The following is a 21,278-nucleotide window of genomic DNA, read 5'->3' as shown; positions in this document are numbered from 1 at the left end:
TCTTCCCGGAATTCACCCATCAGCAACCGCTGACCGGGAGGCCGTCTTGAGGCGCCGCCCGATCTTCCCGGATTCTGAGAAGTATCGAATTCCGTTCGGAAGGACCTCTATGAATGCGGACAACGTCGTCGTCGACGCAGGTATCCCGGCCCCCGCGGACCTGCGCAGAGTGCTCGGGCACTTCGCGACGGGCGTCGCGGTGATCGCCGCCCACGACGGGACGCGACCGCTCGGCTTCACCTGTCAGTCGGTGGTGTCGGTGTCGCTGGACCCGCCGTATGTGTCGTTCTGCCCGGCCAAGAGTTCCACCAGCTGGCCGCTGCTGCGTGCGGCGGGGGCGTTGTGCATCAACATCCTGGCGCAGGAGCAGAGCGCGCTGTGCCGCCAGTTCGCGGTGAGCGGGGCCGACAAGTTCGCCGGCGTCGCGTGGGGCAGGGCGGGCAACGGCGCGCCCGCGCTGGCCGGGGCGCTGGCCCAGATCGAGGTGACGGTCGAGCTCGAGCACGACGCGGGCGACCACACCGTGGTGCTCGCCCGTATCGGTGCCCTGCGGGCCACCGAGGGCGCCGAGCCGCTGCTGTTCTACAAGGGCGGGTTCGGCGGCTTCACGGCCTGACACGACGACGGGGTGGTCCGGTGCGGACCACCCCGTCGTCGCCGCTCACGCCTCGATGATGTCGAAACCCTTGTACCCGGCGGCCGCGACCTCGGCGATGATCTCGCCGTAGACGCCGAAGCCGCCGACGAAGGGCATGAACACCCGTGGCCTGCCTTCGATGTTCGCACCCAGATACCACGAATTCGCCTGTGTCATCAGCGTTCCCGCGGCCCGGTTCACGCATTCGAGCACCCACTCCGCTACCGCGTCCCGGCGTGCCTCCAGGGCCACCGCTCCCCTGCCGTCGAGGAAGCCGATCGCCTCGGCCACCCAGTCGACGTGCAGTTCCGAGTGCAGCACCATGTTGGCCAGCACCGACGGACTGCCGGGGCCGGTGAGGTTGAACAGGTTCGGAAACCCTGCCATCCCCAGTCCCAGATAGGTTTTCGGCCCTTCACGCCATGCGTGGTTGAGCGTCTCGCCGTCCCGGCCGACGATGTTCATCCGCGACACCGAGCCGGTCATGGCGTCGAAGCCGGTCGCGAGTACGAGGGTGTCGAGGGGGTAGTGCGTGCCGGTGGTGTGCACGCCCGCGGCGTCGATCCGGGTGATCGGTGTCGCCTTGAGGTCGACCAGCTCGACATTGGCGCGGTTGAAGGTCTGGTAGTAGTTCGTGTCGGTGCAGATCCGCTTGGTGCCGATGGGGTGATCGTGCGGGACGAGCAGATCGGCGACCCGGGGGTCCTCGATCACGGCCCGCACCTTCTCCTCCCAGAACTCGCGGGCGGTGTCGTTGGCGGCGAGGGTGGTGAGCTGGTCGGGGAAGGTCTTGCTGAACAGCACACCGCCCAGCGCCCAGCGCTTCTCGTAGGCCTCGCGCCGTTCCCGCTCGCTCACCGCGACCGCGGATTCCGGATGCGCCTGGTGCGGTGAACCGCCGCCGCTGGCCATCGACAGCCGCCTGCGCTCGGGATAGTTCGCCTTCTGCGCGGCCCGGTCCTGTTCGGTCAGCGGCGTATTACCCGCGGGCACACTGTAATTGGCGGTGCGCTGGAACACGTGCAACCGCTCGGCCTGCTCGGCCACGCACGGGATCGTCTGGATGCCGGAGGAACCGGTGCCGATCACGCCGACCCGTCGGCCGGTGAGATCGACCCCTTCGTGCGGCCAGTGCGAGGTGTGCAGGATCTGTCCGGCGAAGGTGTCGAGTCCGTCGATGGCCGGGGTGTTGGCGTTGGACAGCGGGCCGGTGGCCAGCACGACGAACCGCGCCGAGACCGCCCGGCCGGTGTCGGTGTCGACCTGCCAGCGCAGGGTCGCCTCGTCGAGCACGACATCGGTGACGCGCGTGCCGAACTCGATGTCGCGGCGCAGGTCGTAGCGGTCGGCGACGTGCTCGAGGTAGGACAGGATCTCGGGCTGGGTGGCGTACTTCTCGCTCCAGTTCCACTCCTGCTGTAGCGCGTCGTCGAAGGAGTACGAGTAGTCGACGCTCTCGACATCGCAGCGTGCGCCCGGGTAGCGGTTCCAGTACCAGACGCCGCCCACGCCGTCGCCGGCTTCGAACACCCGCACGGTGAGGCCGCTGCCGCGGAAGCGGTGCAGCGCGTAGAGGCCGGCGATGCCCGCACCGACGACGACCACGTCGACGTCGGCCGGGCCTTTCGCTGGTGCCGATGGGGTCTCGGGGTTCACAGTGCCTACCTTTCGATGGAGACCGGTTTCTCTGCGGGCGACGCTAAGGACGCGCACCGCGTTCGAGCAGGTCCCCTTCCCGCTGACCGGCACATTCGCGCATCGATGCTCTCCCGGTGATCGGGAGAGCCGCCCCACGACCACCGGCGCCGGGCCTACCGTCGAGCGCAATTCGAGGTGGTACCAGGAGGAAACAGTGGTGGACTGGAACGACGAGGTGGATGTGCTGGTCGCGGGGTCGGGCGGTGGCCTGGCCGGCGCGTACACCGCCGCCCGCGAGGGACTCAGCGTCGCGGTGGTCGAGGCGACCGACAAGTTCGGCGGGACGACGGCGTATTCGGGCGGTGGCGGGGTGTGGTTCCCCTGCAACCCCGTGCTGAAGCGCGCGGGTACCGACGACACCCTCGACGACGCAGTGACCTATTACCGCGCGGTGGTCGGTGACCGCACCCCCGACGAACTACAGCAGACCTACGTGCGGCGAGGTCGCGATCTCATCGAATACCTCGAAGCCGACGACCATTTCGCGTTCATGGTGCTGCCGTGGCCGGACTACTTCGGGAAGGCGCCCAAGGCCCGGCTCGACGGCCAGCGCCACATCATGCCGACACCGCTGCCTGCCGCGGAGATGGGCTCGCTGCGCGAATCGTTGCGCGGAACGCTGGACACCGACCGGCTCGGCGCTCCCCCGCAGGACCTGCTGATCGGCGGTCAGGCGCTGATCGGGCGGATGCTGCGCGCGATCTCGAGCTACCCGCACGCACAGCTGCACCTGGATTCGCCGCTGGTGGAACTGGTGGTCGAGGACGGTGTGGTGACCGGCGCGATCGTCGAACGCGACGGCGCCCGCGTCGCGATCCGCGCGCGACGCGGCGTGATCCTGGCGGCAGGCGGTTTCGAGCAGAACGCCGAGCTGCGCAAGCACTACGGTGTGCCCGGCGAGGCGCGAGACACCATGGGGCCCTGGGGAAATCAGGGCAGGGCGCATCAGGCGGGCATCGCGGCGGGCGCCGACACCGATCTGATGGATCAGGCGTGGTGGTCGCCCGGACTGACCCATCCGGACGGCCGCTCCGCGTTCGCCCTGTGGTTCACCGGCGGCATCTTCGTCGATCAGGACGGCAAGCGGTTCGTCAACGAATCGGCCCCCTACGACCGGCTCGGCCGCGAGGTGATCCGCCAGATGAACGACCGCGGGCTCACCCTGCCGTTCTGGATGATCTACGACGACAAGGAGGGCGAGGTGCCGCCGATCAAGGCCACCAATGTCTCCATGGTCGAGACCGAGAAGTACGTCGAGGCCGGTCTGTGGCACACCGCCGACACCCTCGCCGAGCTGGCCGCGAAGATCGGCGTGCCCGCGGCGAACCTGGAGGCCACCGTGGAGCGGTTCAACGCGAGCGTCGCCACCGGTGTCGACCCCGATTTCGGGCGCGGCGACGAGGCCTATGATCGGGCCTTCTCCAACGGCGAACCGCCGCTGGTGACCATCGACAAGGGGCCGTACCACGCGGCGGCGTTCGGCATCTCCGATCTGGGCACCAAGGGCGGGCTGCGCACCGACAGCGCGGCACGGGTCCTCGGCCGCGACGGCGAGCCGATCCCCGGCCTCTACGCCGCGGGCAACACCATGGCTGCCGTGAGCGGCGAGGTCTACCCCGGCGGCGGTAATCCGATCGGCGCGTCCATGCTGTTCAGCCACCTCGCCGTCCGCCACATCCTCGGCGAATGATCCACCCCCGGTCTTTCCCGCTGGACGGGAGAGACCGGGGCATCCGAGCCACCGGATGTGGTTCGGTTCACAGACACATCCCTTTCGACATTTCAGGAGCGACACGATGGCTTCAGCGGACGACATTCGCGCAACGGTGCGCAAATATGTGGAGGCCGTCGGCAGCGGTACTGCCGCCGACGTCGTCGCCCTCTACCGCGAGGACGCGACGGTCGAGGACCCGGTCGGCACCGAACCGCATGTCGGGCACGCGGCGATCACGAAGTTCTACGAGAACATCGAGCCGCTGGAGCGTTCGACCGAACTGTTCTCCGTCCGCGTCGCCGGTCACAGCGCCGCGTTCAGCTTCCGGGTGGTCACCAAGTTCGGTGAGCAGACCTTCACCCTCGATCCGATCGATGTCATGACCTTCGACGAGGACGCCCGCATCGTGAGCATGCGCGCGTTCTGGTCCCAGGACGACATGGTCGTCGGCTGAGCGAGGCGAAGATGACTGCGACCGAACAACACTGGGATCACGAGGTCGGCTTCCTCGTCGTCGGCAGCGGCGCGGGCGGGCTCACCGCCGCGCTGGCCGCCGCCGACCGCGGCCTGGACACCCTGGTCATCGAGAAGGCCGCCGTCTACGGCGGCAGCACCGCGCTCTCGGGCGGCGGCATCTGGGTGCCCAACAACCCGGCGCTGCTGCGCGAGGGCCTCGGCGACTCCCGCGCCGACGTGCGCGCCTACCTCGACGCCGTGGTCGGCGATCGGGTGCCGTCGGCCAACCTCGACGCGTTCATCGACGAGGGCCCGCGCATGCTGGCCTTCCTCGAGACCAGCCCGCACCTGCGTTTCCAGTGGTGCGCCGGCTATTCCGACTATCACCCCGAAGCACCGGGCGGACGGCCCGCGGGCCGCTCCATCGAGCCGCTGCCGGTCGATCTCAAACAGCTCGGCGCCGATGAGGACCTGCTGCGTCCGGCCGCGCTCGCGACACCGCCGGGGCTGTTCATCACCTCCAAGGACTTCGTCCAGCTCAATATGGTGACGCGCACCTGGAAGGCACGCTGGACCGCGCTGCTGACCGGCCTGCGGGCGATCAAGGCGATCGTGTTGCGCAGACACATGGACACGCTCGGCCGGGCCCTGATCGCCCGGCTGCGCCTGGCCGTGCGCGATGCGGGAGTGCCGCTGTGGCTCGACACTCCGTTGCGCTCGCTGATCACCGACGACACGGGCGCGGTGCTCGGCGTGCTCGCCGAGCGCGAGGGCCGCGAGATCCGGATCAGGGCGCGTGACGGTGTGCTGCTGGCCACCGGCGGGTTCGAGTACAACCAGGCCATGCGCAAGGACCACCTGCCCGAGGGCGGGCGCGACAACTTCAGCGCGGCGTCGGCGGACAACACCGGCGACGGCATCATCGCGGGCGAAAAGGTCGGCGCGGCAGTCGATCTCATGGACGACGCGTGGTGGATGCCGTCGTTCCAGCGACCGGACGGCATCAACCAGGTGCTGGTGTCGGAGCGCTCGATCCCGCGCTCGATCATCGTCGACAGCACGGGCAAGCGGTTCACCAACGAGGCATCGCCGTATGTGACGTTCGTGCACGCCCAGCTGAAGGGCGGCCACGATCCGGCCTGGCTGGTCTTCGACGCGAAAGCCAAGAGCCGCTACCCGATCGGCGGCATCGTGCCCGGCCAGAAATTCCCGGCCTCGTGGTCGGGGGCAGGCCTGATCCAGTCCGCGCCCGATATCGAGGGACTCGCCGCCGCGATCGGCGTTCCCGCCGATGCGTTGCGCGACACCGTCGGACGTTTCAACGGTTTCGCCCGCGACGGACACGACGCGGACTTCGGCCGCGGTGTCAGCGCCTACGACAACTACTACGGTGATCCGACGCTGGCCACGCCCGCACTCGATGTGCTGGACAAGGGCCCGTTCTACGCGCTGCGGGTGCGGATCGGCGACCTCGGTACCAAGGGCGGCCTGGTCTACAACGCCGACGCCCAGGTGCTGCGCGCCGACGGGTCCCCCATCCCCGGCCTCTACGCCGTGGGCAACACCTCCGCCGCGGTGATGGGCAACGACTACGCCGGTGCGGGCGCGACGATCGGCCCGGCCATGGTGTTCGGCTACATCGGCGCTCGCCATGCCGCCGGCGAGCGATGAGGGGGCGGCCATGCAACCCGTCGAATGCGCTTCCTGCGGAAACAAGGTGCTGGCAGAGAAGTTCAGTCCGAGCCACACCAGTATCCAGTGGCTCGACGACGCCGAGTCCGCGTGCCCCGAGTTCGCTCGGCGCGCGGCCCTCGGTGAGCACAGCAGCTGGATCCCCACCTGCCCCGCCCTGCGCGACTCCATCGAGGACGCCGTCCGCGTCGGCGCGCTGGCGACCGATCAGCTCCGCCACGAACCGGTTCCCGGCCGACTCGGCTGACACCCAAGACCAGGAGAGAACCCCATGAACAGACTCGACAACCACCGGACGCTGGTCACCGGCGCCGCCTCGGGCATCGGCGCGGCCACCGCGCTCCGGCTGCTCGACGAGGGCGCCACGGTGGTCGCCGCCGACGTGTCGGCCGACGGCCTCGCCGCGACCAGCGCGCAAGCCGCCGAACGCGGCACCGCCGACCGGCTCACCACCCTCACCCTCGACATCGGCGACGAACAGTCGGTGATCGCGGGCGTCCGGTCCTCGATCGACACCCTCGGCGGCCTGGACTCGCTGGTGAACGCGGCGGGTATCTTGCGGGCCTCGCACACCGAGCAGACCTCCCTCGACCTGTGGGACCTCATCATCCGGGTGAACCTCACCGGCACGTTCCTGGTGGTGCGCGAGGCGCTGCCCGCGCTGCTGGCCAACCCACGCGCCACCGTGGTGAACTTCAGCTCGACGTCGGCGGCCTTCGCGCACCCGTACATGGCGGCCTACGCGGCGAGCAAGGGCGGCATCCAGTCCTTCACCCACGCCATCGCCCTCGAGTACGGCGGCAAGGGCCTGCGCGCGGTCTGTGTCGCGCCCGGCAGCATCAAGTCCGGAATCACCGACGCCACACCGGGATACGTGCCCGCCGACGCCGACTGGGCCCTGTTCGGCAAGCTGTCGCCCGTCCTGCCGACCGACCGTGAATCCGGCGGCGCGGGCATGGGTGACCCCACCGCGGTGGCGGGTGTGATCGCGATGCTCGTCTCCGAGGACGGCGCCTTCATCACCGGCACCGAGATCCGCATCGACGGCGGTACCCACGCATGACCGACCTGAGCTACGAGGGCACGCTGCGCGAGATCACCACCGACGCGGGTGTGTTGCGCTACCACGAGGCCGGCGAGGGACCGCCCCTGCTACTGCTGCACGGATCAGGGCCCGGCGTGACCGGGTGGCGCAACTTCCGCGGCAATCTCGCGGTCTTCGCACAACGATTCCGTTGCCTCGTCCTGGAATTCCCCGGTTTCGGGGTGAGCGACGATTTCGGCGGGCACCCGATGGTCACCGCGCTCGACGCGGTGGTCCGTTTCGTCGACGCGCTCGGCCTGGACAGCGTCGACATCATCGGCAACTCGATGGGTGGCGGCGTAGCGCTCAACTACGCCATCGCCCATCCGGAGCGGGTCGGCAAGCTGGTGACGATCGGCGGCATCGGCCGCAACCTGTTCAGCCCCGGCCCCGGTGAGGGCATCAAGCTGCTGCAGGAGTTCACCGAGGAACCCACCCGCGAGCGGTTGATCCAGTGGCTGCATTCGATGGTCTACGACCCGGCGATGGTCACCGAGGAACTGATCGAGGAGCGCTGGACGCAGGCCACCGATCCCGCGACGCTGGACAGCGCTCGCCGGATGTACAGCAAGGCCGCGTTCGCGATGATGGTGCGGGCCATGGAGGCCTCCGACGCACCGCCACCGTGGGCCATGCTGCACAAGGTGGCTGCACCCACGCTGATCACCTGGGGCCGCGACGACCGGGTGAGCCCCCTCGATATGGCACTCATCCCGATGCGCACCATCCCGCGCGCCGAACTGCACGTGTTCCCCCACTGTGGGCACTGGGCGATGATCGAACGCAAGGACGAATTCGAGTCGGCCGTACTGGCTTTCCTCACCCGCAAGGACACCGCACACTGAACCAGCGCGATGCGCGGGCCGCCATGAGGCAGCCCGCGCATTGCAGTTTTCGCGGCTGACCCCATGCTGGCAGGATGAACTGCTATGCGCTTCACCGTGCCGACCATCGTGTCGATGATGGCGGCAGTCCTGCTCACCGGATGTTCGCTCTTTCCGCAAGGGCCCGATCAGGCCGAGCGTAACCGCTGGTCGCGGGTGATCGAGACGGCCATCGAGGCCCTTCCCGGAGTGGCCGACGCGTCACATGCGTTCCAGTACCACCCGTACGGCCCCAACTCCTACTACACATCCCGGCTCGAGGTGCGGCTCGAGGACGGCGTCACACCCGCCGAGACCGCGTCGGTCGTGCGTGTCATGGGCGCTCAGCAGCTGCCGTCGCACTATCAAGGCGACTCGACCTCGGTCAAGATCCGCCGGATGACGGACTCCTATTCCGGGAGCTGGAGGTTCGGGCAAGACGTGGACGCGGAAGCGAACGCGGCAAACACCTGGACCCGAGTGTCATCGGCCGATACCGGTGCGGAGATACACTGGGCCAGCCACGGCGTCAAGACCACCGGTGACCCGGACGGACACGCCGAATCCATCAGTGTCCGAGCGGGCTCCGAGGCCGAACCCCAGCGTGCCACCGCGGCGATGCGCCGAATCATCCAGGACTTCCCGGAACTGGCATCCAACGACTGGACGGTGTCGCCCGTGCACGGGGAGGGCATGTCCGAGCAGTACTCGAGACTGGAACCCAGTCTCACCCACTCGGACCGCCGCCCCCGTTTCCCCTCCGACGGCGAACTCGAATTGTGGGAGTGGTTCCTGACCGATCAACCCACTCCGTTCCTCGCCGAGGTGTCGGTGCTCGACCCGCCCGACGCAGCGGGCCGCACCCTGGACATCACGGTATTCCCGCCCGTCGGAGAGAAATTGAGCACCGCGCAAGCGACGCAACTCGCCGACCGGCACCTTCGTTACCTGGCCCGGCCTGGTGCTGTCGCCGACTACACGATCGTGACGCGCGACGGCCCCAGGGTCGCTGTCCTTGTCGGCGGCTGCCCCGTATCCGAGCGCGAGGTCGCACCGGAGTGGGAGCACTTCGCGCGTCAGTACGAACGTTGCTAGCGCACTAGCGCTGGGTGCTGCCCGCGTCGATGGGCAACGTCACCGCGGTGATGTAGCGGCCCTCGTCCGAGGCGAGGAACAGGGCGGCATTGGCGATGTCGACCGGGTCGACCCACGGGATGGGCAGCATGTTCATCGTCACGGCCGCTTCGGCGAATTCCTCGCGGGTGGGGTTCTCCCGGTCGGGCCGGAACACCTTGCGCACCATGTCGTTCTGGATCATCGGGGTGTCGACATTGGTCGGATGCACCGAGTTCACCCGGACATGGTGCGGGGCCAGCTCTTTCGCGAGCGAGCGCATCAACCCCACCACCCCGTGTTTGGCGGCGGTGTAGTGCGCCACGCCCACCAAGCCGCGTAGTCCGGCGATCGAGCTGGTCAGGATCATCGCGCCGCCGCCGCGCGCGATCAGGTGCGGGGTGGCGGCCTTGCACGTCTGCCACACCCCGGTCAGATTGACGTCGATCATCGTCTGCCACTGCTGTTCGGTCAGTTCCAGTGCGCCGCCGCTGGAACTGATTCCGGCGGTGGCGCACACGATGTCGAGGCCGCCCAGCTGCTCGACGGCGGCATCGACCGCGGCCCGCAGCGCCGCGCCGTCGCGGACGTCGACGGCCGCGGCGACGACCCGCGCGCCGGTCGCCTCGACCGAGCGCACGGTCTCGGCGAGGTCGTCGTGGGTCGCTCCCGGCGACACCACGGTCTCGACCGGCCCGCAGATGTCGACGGCGACGATGTCGGCGCCTTCCTCGGCCAGCCGGATCGCCTGTGCGCGGCCGATACCGCGCGCCGCGCCGGTGATCAGCGCGATCTTGCCCGAAACCCGTCCCATGTCACACCTTCTGAGTAAGTCCGGCATCCACCACGAGCTGGATTCCCGTCACGTAACGGGACTCGTCGGATGCGAGGAAGAGCACGGCATTGCTGATGTCGACCGGGTCCACCCACGGAACGGGCAGAATCGTGCGCCGGGCCAGCGCCTCCGCCGCGTCCTGCTGCGTCGGATTCGTCAGGTCGGGGCGCAGTTTCGCGTACACCGCGTCGTTGAGGATCATCGGCGTGGCGACCGAGCCGGGATGCACCGTGTTCACCCGGATCCCGCGCGGGCCGAGCTCGTTGGCCAAGGTGCGGGCGAGGCCCACCACGGCGTGCTTGCTCGCCGAGTAGTGCGCGGCGGCGGCCGCGCCGACGATGCCGTTGGTGGAGCTCACGATCACGACCGAGCCGCCGTCGGACAGGGCGGGAACGGCCGCGCGCACGGTGTGCCACATGCCGGTGAGGTTGATGTCGATGGTGCGCTGCCAGGCCATATCCGACAGTTCCCAGGACAGGCCGAGGTCGGTGTAGATGCCGGCGTTGGCCACGATCACGTCGAGGCGGCCCAGTGCTGCGACGCCGTCGGCGACCGCCACGTCAAGGGCTGCCTGATCGCGTACGTCGGCGACGCCGGTGACGCACTGGCGACCCGTTGCCTCGACTTCGCGTGCGGTCTCGGCCAGCTCGGGCGCGGCGGCCTCGATGTCGAGGGCGATGATGTCGGCGCCTTCCTCGGCCAGCCGACGGCAATGGGCGCGGCCCATTCCCCCGGCCGCGCCGGTCACCAGCGCGACGGTGTGCTGCATGCGGTTCATCGGGTGCCCCCGGAGAATCTGGTGTCCACGAGCCCGACGCTAGGGTCGCCGCCCACCGCATCCGCCCTGGTCTTCCCGGTCAGCGGGCAGTGCGCCGCGATCTCCCGGCCACCGGGAGCCACGGGCTCCGCCACGTAGGCGCACCTGCGACGGTTGCTCGGCAAGACCGGTTCCGAGATCGAGGAGAACACCAGTGACGAGGGCGACTGTCGACGTTCCGCGGAGGTCGCGGGCGGTGACGCTGCGCGTATCCGCGGTGATCGAGGAGACCGCGGACGCGCGGACGCTGGTGTTCGAGGTGCCCGAAGCGGTCGCCGACCGCTTCGCCTTCCGTCCGGGCCAGTTCCTCACGCTGCGGATCCCGAGTGAGCGGCCCGAACCGGTGGCGCGCTGCTATTCACTGGCGAGTTCGCCGTTCACGGGCGATCCGCCGCAGGTCACGGTCAAGCGCACACCCGGGGGCTACGGCTCGAACTGGTTGTGCGACAACATCGCTGTCGGCGACACCCTCGATGTGCTGCCGCCGCAGGGCGCCTTCACCCCGGCCTCGCTCGACACCGATCTGCTGTTGTGGGCAGCGGGCAGCGGCATCACACCGGTGATGTCGATCCTGCGTTCGGTCCTGGCCCGCGGCACGGGCAAGGTGGTGTTGTTCTACGCCAATCGCGAGCAGGAATCGGTGATCTTCGCCGACGCCCTGCGCGATCTCGTCGCGCGGTACCCGGGCCGGATCACTGTGGCGCACTGGCTCGAATCGCTGCAGGGCTTGCCGACCGCGGCCCAGCTGGCCGACTTCGCCGCGCCGTATTCGTCCTTCGCGGCGTTCGTGTGCGGGCCCGGCCCGTTCATGTCGGCGGTGACCGAGGCGCTCTCGGGCGCCGGGTGGCCGCGCGAACGCGTCACCACCGAGGTGTTCGTCTCGCTGTCCGGTGATCCGTTCGCCGAACCCGAGCCGCTCGACCCCGTCGACGACGCGGATGCCGCGCGCGTGGAGGTGGAGCTCGACGGGACGGTGCACGCGCTGAGCTGGCCGCGCTCGCGCACCCTCGTCGACGTCATGCTCGCCGACGGGCTCGATGTCCCCTACTCGTGCCGCGAGGGCGAGTGCGGATCGTGCGCGTGCACCGTCGTCGACGGCGAGGTCACCATGGCCGACTCGGCGATCCTCGATCAGGACGACATCGACGCCGGGTACACCCTGGCCTGCCAGGCCCGCCCGCGCACCGATCGGGTCCGTATCCGCTTCTGAGCGAGAGGTGTTCTGTGGCAACCGATACCGCGCGGCCCGATGTCGGCTTCGGCTCGGACCGTGGGCCGGTGCTCGCGTCGCTGATGCTCGCCACCGGACTCGTCGCGCTCGATTCGACGATCCTGGCGACCGCGGTGCTGTCGATCACCGACAGTCTCGGCGACTTCACGCTGTTCCCGTGGCTGTTCACGAGCTATCTGCTCGCCCAGGCCGTCACCGTGCCGATCTACGGCGCGCTCGCCGACACCTTCGGGCGCAAGCCGGTGATGCTGTTCGGCATCGTGGTGTTCGCGCTGGGCTCGCTGCTGTGCGGGCTGGCGAGCAGCATGCTCGCCCTGATCGTGTTCCGCGCCGTCCAGGGCATCGGCGCCGGCGCCATCCAACCCACCACCATGGTCATCGCGGGTGATCTGTACACGTTGGCCGAACGTGCCACGGTCCAGGGCTATCTGGCCGGGGTGTGGGCGGTGGCATCGGTGACGGGCCCGCTGCTCGGTGGCATCTGCGCCGACTATCTCGGGTGGCGGTGGATCTTCCTCGTCAACCTGCCGCTGGCCGCGCTCGCCGCCTGGATGCTGATCCGCAACTTCCACGAGTCCGTACCGCGGCGCCGGCGCAGCATCGACTACGCCGGGGCGGTGCTGTTGACGCTCGGTGCGGGGTCACTGGTGCTCGGACTGCTCGAGGGCGGTCACGCGTGGACGTGGGGATCGCCGGTCGGTATCGCGGTCTTCGGGTGTGCCGGACTGTCGCTCACGCTGTTCGTCGTCGTCGAAGCGCGTGCCACGCAACCGATTCTGCCGCTGTGGGTGTTCACCCGGCGGGTGGTGATCGCCGGCAGTGTCGCGGCAATGCTGGGCGGGGCGCTGCTGTTCGGGTTCACGACGTATGTGCCGATGTTCAATCAGGGCGTGCTCGGGTCGAGCGCCTTGGTCGCGGGCCTCGTCACCGGAGCGCTCACCCTCGGCTGGCCGTTGGCCGCGGCCAGAGCCGGAAAGGTGTATCTGCGCTTCGGGTTTCGCACGTGCGCGGTCCTCGGCAGTACCGTCGCGGCGCTCGGCGTGGTGACGACCCTGCTGCTCGACGACGATTCGGCGCTGTGGCAGGTCGCCGCGTCGTGTTTCGTGGTGGGCGCGGGCATGGGCTTGGTGGCCACACCCACGCTCATCGCGGCGCAGACGAGCGCGCGCTGGGCCGAACGCGGGGTCGTCACCTCCGCCACCATGTTCGCGCGATCGCTGGGCAGCGCGGTGGGAGTCGCGGTCTTCGGTGCGATCGTCAACGCGCGCCTGGCCGGCGACGGTGCGCCGACCCCGCAATCACTTTCCGCCGCAATACATCTCGTGTTCGTGTCCATCGCGGTCATGACCGTTGTGCTGGTGGCCGCGTGCGCGGCGATCCCGCGCCGGGCCGGGGAATTTCCTGTCCATCCAGCGGGAGAGCCCGGCCCGGTGAGCCGTCTGGACCACGAGCATGGGGTGGCATCACCAGACGAGAAGAGGGAGCCAGGATGCTGACAACCGGCATGCGCACCGAGCTCGCCGCCGAACTGGCGCGGGCGGAGCTGGATCGGGTGGCCGTGTCCCCCGTCGTCGACCGGTATCCGGGCATCGATGTGGTGGACGCGTACGAGGTCCAGCTGCTCAATATCCGGCGCAGGCTGGACGACGGCGGGAAGGTCGTCGGGCACAAGGTGGGGCTGTCGTCGAAGGCGATGCAGCAGATGATGGGCGTCGACGAGCCCGATTACGGTCACCTGCTCGCCGACATGGAGGTCTTCGAGGACGTCCCCGTCGACAGCACCAAGTTCCTGCTGCCCCGGGTGGAGGTCGAGGTCGGGTTCGTTCTCGGCGCCGATCTGCCCGGCGAGGACTGCACCGAAGCAGACGTGCTGGCCGCGACCGTCGCCTACGCGCCGTCGATCGAGCTGATCGACTCGCGGATCACCGACTGGAAGATCGGGCTCGCCGACACCATCTCCGACAATGCTTCGTCGGCCGGGTTCGTCCTCGGCAAGGAACGCGTAGCCCCGGGCGATATCGATATCACCGCCATCGACGCCGTGCTCACCCGCAACGGTGAGATCGTCGCCGAAGGCCGCAGCGACGCGGTCCTCGGGGATCCGGCGATCGCGGTCGCCTGGCTGGCCCGCAAGGTCGCGACCTTCGGGGTCCGGCTGAAAGCGGGCGACATCGTGCTGCCCGGTTCCTGTACCCGCGCCATCGACGCCCGACCCGGCGACGATTTCCGCGCCGACTTCACCGGACTCGGCTCCGTCCGCTTGTCGTTCACCTGAGCCGATCCCACCCGCGGCCTGTCCGGGCCGCCATTCCTCGAGGAGGCCAACCGTGTCCCACGGTTCCGTCACCGCCGCGATCGTAGGATCCGGCAACATCAGCACCGACCTGCTCTACAAACTGCTGCGCTCGGAGTCCATCGAGCCCCGCTGGGTGATCGGCATCGACCCCGACAGCGAGGGGCTCAAACGCGCTCGCGGGCTCGGCCTGGAAACCTCCGCCGAGGGCGTGGACTGGTTGCTGGCCCAGGACGAGAAGCCGGACATGGTCTTCGAGGCGACCTCGGCCTACGTCCACCGCGCCGCCGCGCCCCGCTACGCCGAACTCGGCATTCGCGCCGTCGACCTCACCCCCGCCGCGGTGGGTCCGGCCGTGGTGCCACCGGTGAACCTGGCCTCGCTGCTGGAAGCACCGAACGTCAACATGATCACCTGCGGTGGCCAGGCGACGATCCCGATCGTCGCGGCCGTCTCTCGCGTCGTGCCGGTGCCCTACGCCGAGATCGTCGCCTCCGTGTCGTCGGTCTCCGCCGGACCCGGCACCCGCGCCAACATCGACGAGTTCACCAAGACCACCAGCCGTGGCGTCGAAACGATCGGCGGCGCCCAGCGCGGCAAGGCGATCATCATCTTGAACCCCGCCGAACCGCCGATGATCATGCGCGACACCATCTTCTGCGCCATCCCCGACGACGCCGACCACGACGCGATCACCGCCTCCATCCACCAGATGGTCGCCGATATCCAGCAATACGTGCCCGGCTACCGCCTGCTCAACGAACCCCAGTTCGACGAACCGTCGGTCGTTTCCGGTGGACTGGCGAAGGTTTCGGTATTCGTCGAGGTCGAAGGCGCCGGCGATTTCCTGCCCCCGTACGCGGGCAACCTCGACATCATGACCGCCGCCGCGACCGAGGTCGGCGAGGTCATCGCCGGTCAGATCCTCTCGGCCCGGGTGTAAGGAGCTTGTGAAACCATGGTCTATTCAGCAGAACTCGACATCCGGATCACCGACACCTCCCTGCGTGACGGCTCCCACCACAAACGCCACCAATTCACCGCCACCGAAGTCCGCGACATCGTCGCCGCCCTCGACGGCGCCGGCGTCCCCGTCATCGAAGTCACCCACGGCGACGGTCTGGGTGGCTCCTCGTTCAACTACGGATTCTCCAAAACCCCCGAACAACAACTCATCACCATCGCCGCCGAAACAGCCAAGAACGCCAAGATCGCGTTCCTGATGCTGCCCGGCGTCGGCGTCAAAGAAGACATCAAGATCTCCCAGGACAACGGCGCCTCGATCTGCCGCATCGCCACCCACTGCACCGAAGCCGACGTCTCCATCCAGCACTTCGGCTACGCCCGCGACCTCGGCCTGGAAACCGTCGGCTTCCTCATGATGTCGCACACCCAACCCCCCGAAGCCCTCGCCGAACAGGCTCGGATCATGGCCGACGCCGGCTGCCAGTGCGTCTACATCGTCGACTCCGCCGGCGCGCTGGTCCTCGAACAAGTCTCCGACCGCGTCGCCGCCGTCGTCGCCGAACTCGGCACCGACGCCCAGGTCGGGTTCCACGGCCACGAAAACCTCGGCCTCGCCGTGGCCAACTCCGTCTACGCGGTGCGCGCCGGAGCCACCCAGATCGACGGCTCCACGCGCCGCTTCGGCGCCGGCGCGGGCAACACCCCCGTCGAAGCCTTCGTCGGCGTCTCCGACAAACTCGGCATCACAACCGGTGTCGACTTCTTCGCCATCGCCGATGCCGCCGAAGACGTCGTCCGCCCCGCCATGCCCCAAGAATGCCTGCTCGACCGGCAGTCACTGATGATGGGCTACGCGGGCGTCTACTCCAGCTTCCTCAAGCACGCCGAACGCCAAGCCGAACGCTACGGCGTCTCCGCCGCCGAAATGCTCGTCCGCGCGGGCAAACGCAAACTCGTCGGCGGCCAGGAAGACCAACTCATCGACATCGCCCTGGAACTCCAGCGCGAAGCCGCCGTCACGGTCTGAAGCACCCGAGTCGGTCACCATCGCCCCGCGTGGATCGCACGTGGGGCGATGGTGACTTTCCACGAAGAACACGGTGCGGATATGGTCTCGTCGGCGAAATCCACTGTCCGAATGGACATTTCGAGTGGGTCGGCTATCGTCTGTCGCACGCCGTTCGGGACCGGTCGACGTGCGACCACCGCACGCCGGGTCCCGATGAAGTGGGGGATCATGGCCCAGCGGAGTCATCGCAAGCAGACCGGTCAGCTGATCACGCCTGACGGCGCGCCCGGCGACGGCGTGGACCAGGTGCACGTCAGCGGTGCGATCTCCCTGCCCGTCTCCCCGGATGCGCTGTGGGACCTGCTGTCGGAACCGGACAGTATCGCCGCGTGGATGTCCGAACTCCACGCCTGGAGCGGCCCGGGACCGGATCGAGTCGGTGCCGATCTCGAACTCGCCGCACAGGTCCAGATGTTCGACATGCGCCACGACGTGCGGCTGGTCGTCACCGAATACAGCCCGACCCGCAGTTGGACGATGACGTGCGGCGGGGTAACCGGCATCGCGGTCACCTTCGCGGTCGAACTCGATCACTCACGCGCCACTCTTCGCACCGGCCTGCACGGCCAGGTGCTACGAGACGCCGACGCGGTCGTGCTTCGCGACGCCCTCCAACGCGGGCTCGACGCGAACCTCCGGAACCTGGCCGACATCGCCGACGCCGACGGAATCACTGTCCGGCCCCCGGTCGCCGTCGTGCACCACCCGGGATGAGGCGCCGGGTTCACCGGCATTTCAAGCGACGCGCGCGTGTTCCTCGACCGCCGCGGGCTCCTGCACCGGCTGCGCCGGCCGACGTCCGGTGACGAGGAACAAGACAACCAGCCCGACCGCCAGCCACACATACGTGTCGCCGATGATGTGCTGATCCCACGTCCATGAGGTCTCACGGTGTTCGCCGTCGGGCAGGAAACTGTGCGGCGCGATCACGAAGACCGCGGCGACGACGACGGTCGTGGCGTACCAGCCGCGAGCGCTGCTGAGCGGCAGGGTGCGGGCGTGGCAGACCATCGCCAGCAACGCGGGCGCGATCCAGACCCAGTGGTGCGACCACGAGATCGGCGACAGCAGCAGCGTGAAGACCGCGTTGAGCGACAGCGCGATCGCGGGGGCGTCGGCGGCCTTGCGCATCGCGGCGACGACCAGGACCAGCAGCAGGGCGCCCAGCACGAGCCACAGCGCGTCGAACGGCAGGCCGGTGATGTGCAGGCGGGCCATGACCGCCTGGATCGACTGATTGGTGTGGAAGGCCGAGCCGCTCAGGCCCGAGACGTTGCCGAGGCCGCCGAACCAGTAGCGGGTGGATTCGGTGGGCAGGAACGCGAAGGACGCGATGGTGGCGATCGCACCGGTGCCCGCGGCGGTCGCGGCGGCCTTGTAGTCCTTGCGGACCAGGAAGTAGAGAACGAAGGCGGCGGGCGTGAGTTTGATGGCGGCGGCCAGGCCGATCAGCATGCCGCGCGGGTAGCGGGTCTTCGGCAGCAGGCAGTCGGTGGCGACCAGCACCATCAGCAACAGATTGACCTGACCGAAGTCGATGGTCGAGCGAACCGGTTCCAGCAGCATCGCCAGCGGAACCGCGCAGGCGGTGACGAGCAGGGCGACCTGCTTGCGGTCCGGGTGGTAGCGGCGGGCGACCAGATACAGCGTCCAGGCGACCGCGGCGATCGACACCACGACGTAGAGGATCTTCGCCGTGCCCCACGGCAGCAGCGCGAACGGCGCGAGCGCGATGGCCGCGAACGGCGGGTAGATGAAGGGCAGACCGATGCCGATCGTGGTCTTGGGCAGCTGACCGTACATATCGGCGCCGTCGCGCATCGCCTCGATGCCGAGGCGGTAGACCTGGAGATCGATGAACCCGTCGGAATAGCGTTCGAAGGGCCAGATCGGCGTCCTGACACAGACCACCGACACAATGGTGAGCAACACCGGCACCAGCCACCATGCTCGATTGATCGGGCGTGGGGAACGCTCTTGCTCGGGGTGGGTGGTGTCACTACTCATCCGCGGCGACTATACCGACTCGCCCGCGCTACTGGGGCACCGCCCATCGGCGGCGGTGACGTGCGCAATAGCCAGGCGGATGCCCGCCCACGAACCGAACGCGCTGAATGCAGGGCTGGTCAGTCACCGCGGTTGTAGCGGGTCAGGTAACCGGCCATGGCCGCGACATCCTCGTCTGTCCAGTCGGCGAAACGCGCCTGGAAGGCCTCCCGGCGCCGGCGTTCTGCCTCGCCGGCGACGGCTCGGCCCTCGGGGGTGGCGCGCAGGACGTGATTGCGCCGATTGCCGGGATCGACCGCGCGTTCGAGGTAGCCGAGCTTCTCGAGTGCGCCGACCTGCCTGCTGACGGTCGACTTGTCGAGCAGGAACTGCTCGGCCAGGTCGGTGGCCAGGCAACCGTCGCGTTCGAGGATCAGGTCGAGAATGCTGTAGGCGACCAGGCTCAGCTCGGGATGTAGTTCGGCGGCGCGGCCGCGGGCACGGCGGGCGAAGGCGGTGAGTTCCCGCTGGATGGTGTCGACAGCCTGGGTTCTTGTGCTCCGCGCGTTCATGGTTGTATCCTACAACCATACATAGTTGCATTTACCAACTGTTTGGAGATCTGTCCCGATGACTCGCACCCAGTTCCGGCACGTCGCCGGACATCTGCTGACGCCGCTGCTGATGTGTCTCGGCATGGCTTTGGCCTACCTCGGCGCGTTCCATCAGCCCGAGCCGAACAATCTCGCGCTCGCCGTGGTCGGCGACTCCCCGCAGACGATGGTGCTGGCACAGACGATGAAAGACAAGGGCGGCGCCGGGCTCGACATGGTCACCGTGCCCGATCGCGACGCGGCCATCGACGCGCTGCGCAATCGCGAGCTCGTCGGCGCCTATGTGCCCGACGGCACCAGGCCGGAGCTGCTGGTCGCCACCGCGAGCTCCGATACCGGCGCGATGGCTGCGGAGGTGGCGTTCCGGTCGGTGTCGGATCATCAGGGCGTGCCGCTGGTGGTCACCGATGTGACGACCAAGGCGGGCGGTGACCCGACCGGGCAGGGCATCTTCTTCCTGCTGGTCGCGTTGAGCGTGGGCGCGTACGGCAGTGTCGCGGTGATCGGCGCGGCGGGCGCGCTGCTGCGGATGCGGGTGCGCGCCGCGATCGGTGTGGTGACCGCGCTGATCGTCAGCCTCATCGGCGTTGTGGTGGCGGGTCCGGTGTTCGGCGTGATCGACACCGATCTCGCGAGCGTGTTCGCCATCGCCTGGGTCTACGCCTCGGGCATCATCCTGATCGGCATCGGCCTGCACACGTTCTTGAAGCGCTGGACCACCCTCGCCCTGATCACCCTGTTCGTGATGCTGAACTTCACCACCTCCGGCGGCGTCTACGGGCCCGAACTCCAGAACGGGTTCTTCGGTGCGCTGCACTCGTTCTGGAACGGCGCCGACTTCGTCGAAGGCCTGCGCAGTCTGCTCTACTTCGACGGTGGCGCCGGGTTCGGCTCCCGCCTGTTCGGGTTGTTCGCCTGGCTGGTCGTGGGTGTGGCGCTGGTCGTGGTGGCCGGTCGGTACGAGGCACGCCACGCTCCCCAGCCGGTCGCACCTGCCGCGGTCGAGGAAGAGATCGGCGAATCGGTCGCCGTCTGAGCCGTCGCTACCACGCCTGATCAGTCAGGTCAGGCCCCGGCGAATCCCGTTGCCCGACATCCGGACACACTGTTGCGGACCTCATCGACCGGGGTCGCCGGGGCACTGTCGTTTTCAGTGGCAGTCTTGTCGTGAATCGACCACGACTCCACGTAGACACGAGTACGGTGTAGCGCGCAACCGCGGACAGTCTGGCGCCGCGAGGGGGTGTAACAGCGGAAAGGGCGGGTGCCACCGATGAACGATCCCGACGCGCAACGCCCTGGCGACCCGCTCCCCCTCGATCAGCGCTACGACGGCGCCGATCCGATCGAATGGTGCGGTGCGGCGGTCTATCCCATGTACACCGAGGCGCTGCCCGCCGGAACGACGGCGGTACATCTGCGCGCGCTGTCGGTGATGGCACCCGAGGACGTGTCGGGTCTCGGCCTCGGCCTCTCCGTCCACGACGGGCACGTGAATCTGAACGGGAAATCGCTGGCGGGCGTCGACATCTGGTACGAAGCCCTCGCCGACGGCATCGACATCTCGGTGACCGCGGACGCACCCGACGCGCTGTTCACCCTCACACCCGTCTGGGTGGCCGAATCGGGCACACACCAATCCTGGACCGGCAACTACGGCATGGTCGTCGACCTGCTCCCCGACGGGGCCTCGACCCTGTGGTGCAGCACCGGTCCCGGCACACCCGATTTCAACGAACTGGTCGTCGAACTCAGCACCGGCCCGGCCGAACCGGCACGCCCCGAACCACCCCTCGATACGGCCGACCCGGCGACGACACCGCTCAGCCCGGCCCCTTCGACTCCCCCCGTCGAACCGAGTCCCCCAGCCGCTTCCACCGAACCGACACCATCGGCTCCCCTACCGAAAATCTCGATCGCACCGGCCGACCCGCCGCAGCCCCCACGAACCAGCCAGGGCGTCGGCGGCGCCCTCCACGAACTGGGAACCGCCATGCACGAACGCGGCGAACACGACTCGGCCCGCGCCCTCTGGACCCAAGCCGCACAGGCCGGCCACAGCGGCGCCGCCTACGACCTGGGCACCCTGCTCCTCCAGCAAGGCGAACGCGCCGCCGCCGAACAATGGTGGAAGGCCGCCGCCCACGACGACCCACGCGCCGCGGCCTCCCTCTCCGCCCTGTCCGACCAGCCTTAGGACGAGAAAAACC

Annotated in this window: 21 protein-coding genes; 16 read left to right on the top strand and 5 right to left on the bottom strand. The window is 68.7% G+C overall.

Annotation, left to right across the window (positions count from 1 at the left end):
- Window positions 1-109: 109 nt before the first annotated feature.
- Window positions 110-616 carry a flavin reductase family protein gene (locus tag ACWF99_RS10925; RefSeq protein ID WP_378654568.1) on the top strand — a complete coding sequence of 169 codons (507 nt, stop codon included), beginning with the start codon at window positions 110-112 and terminating at the stop codon, window positions 614-616.
- Between the two features lie 45 nt (window positions 617-661).
- On the opposite strand, the gene ACWF99_RS10920 is transcribed toward ACWF99_RS10925, so the two are convergent.
- Window positions 662-2,293 (bottom strand): flavin-containing monooxygenase, encoded by a 1,632-nt coding sequence (locus ACWF99_RS10920; protein WP_452535708.1) that lies wholly within the window; start codon window positions 2,291-2,293, stop codon window positions 662-664.
- A gap of 196 nt (window positions 2,294-2,489) precedes the next feature.
- Here ACWF99_RS10920 and ACWF99_RS10915 point away from each other — a divergent pair, with 196 nt between their 5' ends.
- From ACWF99_RS10915 to ACWF99_RS10885, 7 genes are all read left to right on the top strand, one after another.
- A complete protein-coding gene (locus ACWF99_RS10915; RefSeq protein ID WP_452535707.1) occupies window positions 2,490-4,025 on the top strand; it encodes an FAD-binding protein in 1,536 nt (511 codons plus the stop codon).
- 106 nt (window positions 4,026-4,131) lie between these two features.
- Complete coding sequence (locus ACWF99_RS10910; RefSeq protein WP_378627711.1) at window positions 4,132-4,503, top strand: nuclear transport factor 2 family protein; 372 nt, start codon at window positions 4,132-4,134, stop codon at window positions 4,501-4,503.
- 11 nt (window positions 4,504-4,514) lie between these two features.
- Window positions 4,515-6,176 (top strand): FAD-binding protein, encoded by a 1,662-nt coding sequence (locus tag ACWF99_RS10905; protein WP_378627709.1) that lies wholly within the window; start codon window positions 4,515-4,517, stop codon window positions 6,174-6,176.
- Window positions 6,177-6,186: 10 nt separating this feature from the next.
- Window positions 6,187-6,444: a hypothetical protein gene (locus ACWF99_RS10900; protein WP_378627708.1), complete on the top strand. Its 258-nt coding sequence runs from the start codon at window positions 6,187-6,189 to the stop codon at window positions 6,442-6,444.
- 24 nt (window positions 6,445-6,468) lie between these two features.
- Window positions 6,469-7,260 (top strand): SDR family NAD(P)-dependent oxidoreductase, encoded by a 792-nt coding sequence (locus ACWF99_RS10895; RefSeq protein WP_378627705.1) that lies wholly within the window; start codon window positions 6,469-6,471, stop codon window positions 7,258-7,260.
- Window positions 7,257-8,126, top strand: coding sequence for an alpha/beta fold hydrolase (locus ACWF99_RS10890; RefSeq protein ID WP_378627704.1), 870 nt, complete (start codon window positions 7,257-7,259; stop codon window positions 8,124-8,126). Before ACWF99_RS10895 ends, ACWF99_RS10890 begins: the two co-directional genes overlap by 4 nt.
- Window positions 8,127-8,210: 84 nt before the next feature.
- Window positions 8,211-9,239: a hypothetical protein gene (locus ACWF99_RS10885; RefSeq protein WP_452535706.1), complete on the top strand. Its 1,029-nt coding sequence runs from the start codon at window positions 8,211-8,213 to the stop codon at window positions 9,237-9,239.
- A gap of 4 nt (window positions 9,240-9,243) precedes the next feature.
- On the opposite strand, the gene ACWF99_RS10880 is transcribed toward ACWF99_RS10885, so the two are convergent.
- A complete protein-coding gene (locus ACWF99_RS10880; RefSeq protein ID WP_452535705.1) occupies window positions 9,244-10,071 on the bottom strand; it encodes a mycofactocin-coupled SDR family oxidoreductase in 828 nt (275 codons plus the stop codon).
- Window position 10,072: 1 nt separating this feature from the next.
- Window positions 10,073-10,870: a mycofactocin-coupled SDR family oxidoreductase gene (locus ACWF99_RS10875; protein ID WP_452535704.1), complete on the bottom strand. Its 798-nt coding sequence runs from the start codon at window positions 10,868-10,870 to the stop codon at window positions 10,073-10,075.
- Window positions 10,871-11,063: 193 nt separating this feature from the next.
- Between ACWF99_RS10875 and ACWF99_RS10870 the strand changes: the two genes are divergently transcribed.
- The 6 genes from ACWF99_RS10870 to ACWF99_RS10845 all read left to right on the top strand — a co-directional run bounded on the left by ACWF99_RS10870 (window position 11,064) and on the right by ACWF99_RS10845 (window position 17,182).
- The gene (locus ACWF99_RS10870) at window positions 11,064-12,119 is read left to right on the top strand and encodes a 2Fe-2S iron-sulfur cluster-binding protein (protein WP_452535703.1); all 1,056 of its coding nucleotides are present in this window, start codon (window positions 11,064-11,066) and stop codon (window positions 12,117-12,119) included.
- Between the two features lie 14 nt (window positions 12,120-12,133).
- Complete coding sequence (locus ACWF99_RS10865; RefSeq protein ID WP_452535702.1) at window positions 12,134-13,636, top strand: MDR family MFS transporter; 1,503 nt, start codon at window positions 12,134-12,136, stop codon at window positions 13,634-13,636.
- Window positions 13,630-14,415, top strand: a complete 786-nt coding sequence (locus ACWF99_RS10860; protein ID WP_378627695.1) for a 2-keto-4-pentenoate hydratase — start codon at window positions 13,630-13,632, stop codon at window positions 14,413-14,415. The genes ACWF99_RS10865 and ACWF99_RS10860 overlap by 7 nt, the downstream gene beginning before the upstream one ends.
- A gap of 52 nt (window positions 14,416-14,467) precedes the next feature.
- The gene (locus tag ACWF99_RS10855; RefSeq protein ID WP_452535701.1) at window positions 14,468-15,376 is read left to right on the top strand and encodes an acetaldehyde dehydrogenase (acetylating); all 909 of its coding nucleotides are present in this window, start codon (window positions 14,468-14,470) and stop codon (window positions 15,374-15,376) included.
- Window positions 15,377-15,391: 15 nt separating this feature from the next.
- Window positions 15,392-16,426: a 4-hydroxy-2-oxovalerate aldolase gene (dmpG, locus tag ACWF99_RS10850; protein ID WP_378627691.1), complete on the top strand. Its 1,035-nt coding sequence runs from the start codon at window positions 15,392-15,394 to the stop codon at window positions 16,424-16,426.
- Between the two features lie 210 nt (window positions 16,427-16,636).
- Window positions 16,637-17,182, top strand: a complete 546-nt coding sequence (locus ACWF99_RS10845; RefSeq protein WP_452535700.1) for an SRPBCC family protein — start codon at window positions 16,637-16,639, stop codon at window positions 17,180-17,182.
- Window positions 17,183-17,203: 21 nt separating this feature from the next.
- Here the strand turns inward: ACWF99_RS10845 and ACWF99_RS10840 are convergent, their stop codons facing one another.
- Together ACWF99_RS10840 and ACWF99_RS10835 are read right to left on the bottom strand one after the other, a co-directional pair.
- The gene (locus tag ACWF99_RS10840) at window positions 17,204-18,475 is read right to left on the bottom strand and encodes a glycosyltransferase 87 family protein (protein ID WP_378627686.1); all 1,272 of its coding nucleotides are present in this window, start codon (window positions 18,473-18,475) and stop codon (window positions 17,204-17,206) included.
- Window positions 18,476-18,594: 119 nt separating this feature from the next.
- Window positions 18,595-19,026: a MarR family winged helix-turn-helix transcriptional regulator gene (locus ACWF99_RS10835; RefSeq protein WP_378627684.1), complete on the bottom strand. Its 432-nt coding sequence runs from the start codon at window positions 19,024-19,026 to the stop codon at window positions 18,595-18,597.
- A 58-nt stretch (window positions 19,027-19,084) separates the two neighbouring features.
- On the opposite strand from ACWF99_RS10835, the gene ACWF99_RS10830 reads away from it, so the two are divergent.
- Both ACWF99_RS10830 and ACWF99_RS10825 read left to right on the top strand, forming a co-directional pair.
- Window positions 19,085-20,104: an ABC-2 transporter permease gene (locus ACWF99_RS10830; protein WP_378654604.1), complete on the top strand. Its 1,020-nt coding sequence runs from the start codon at window positions 19,085-19,087 to the stop codon at window positions 20,102-20,104.
- Between the two features lie 237 nt (window positions 20,105-20,341).
- Window positions 20,342-21,265, top strand: a complete 924-nt coding sequence (locus ACWF99_RS10825) for a hypothetical protein (protein ID WP_452535699.1) — start codon at window positions 20,342-20,344, stop codon at window positions 21,263-21,265.
- Window positions 21,266-21,278: the final 13 nt, after the last annotated feature.

It is taken from the genome of Nocardia sp. NPDC055002 (assembly GCF_053608825.1).
Note: the sequence above shows the minus strand (reverse complement) of the source record. Positions and strands in the feature narration are given on the sequence as shown.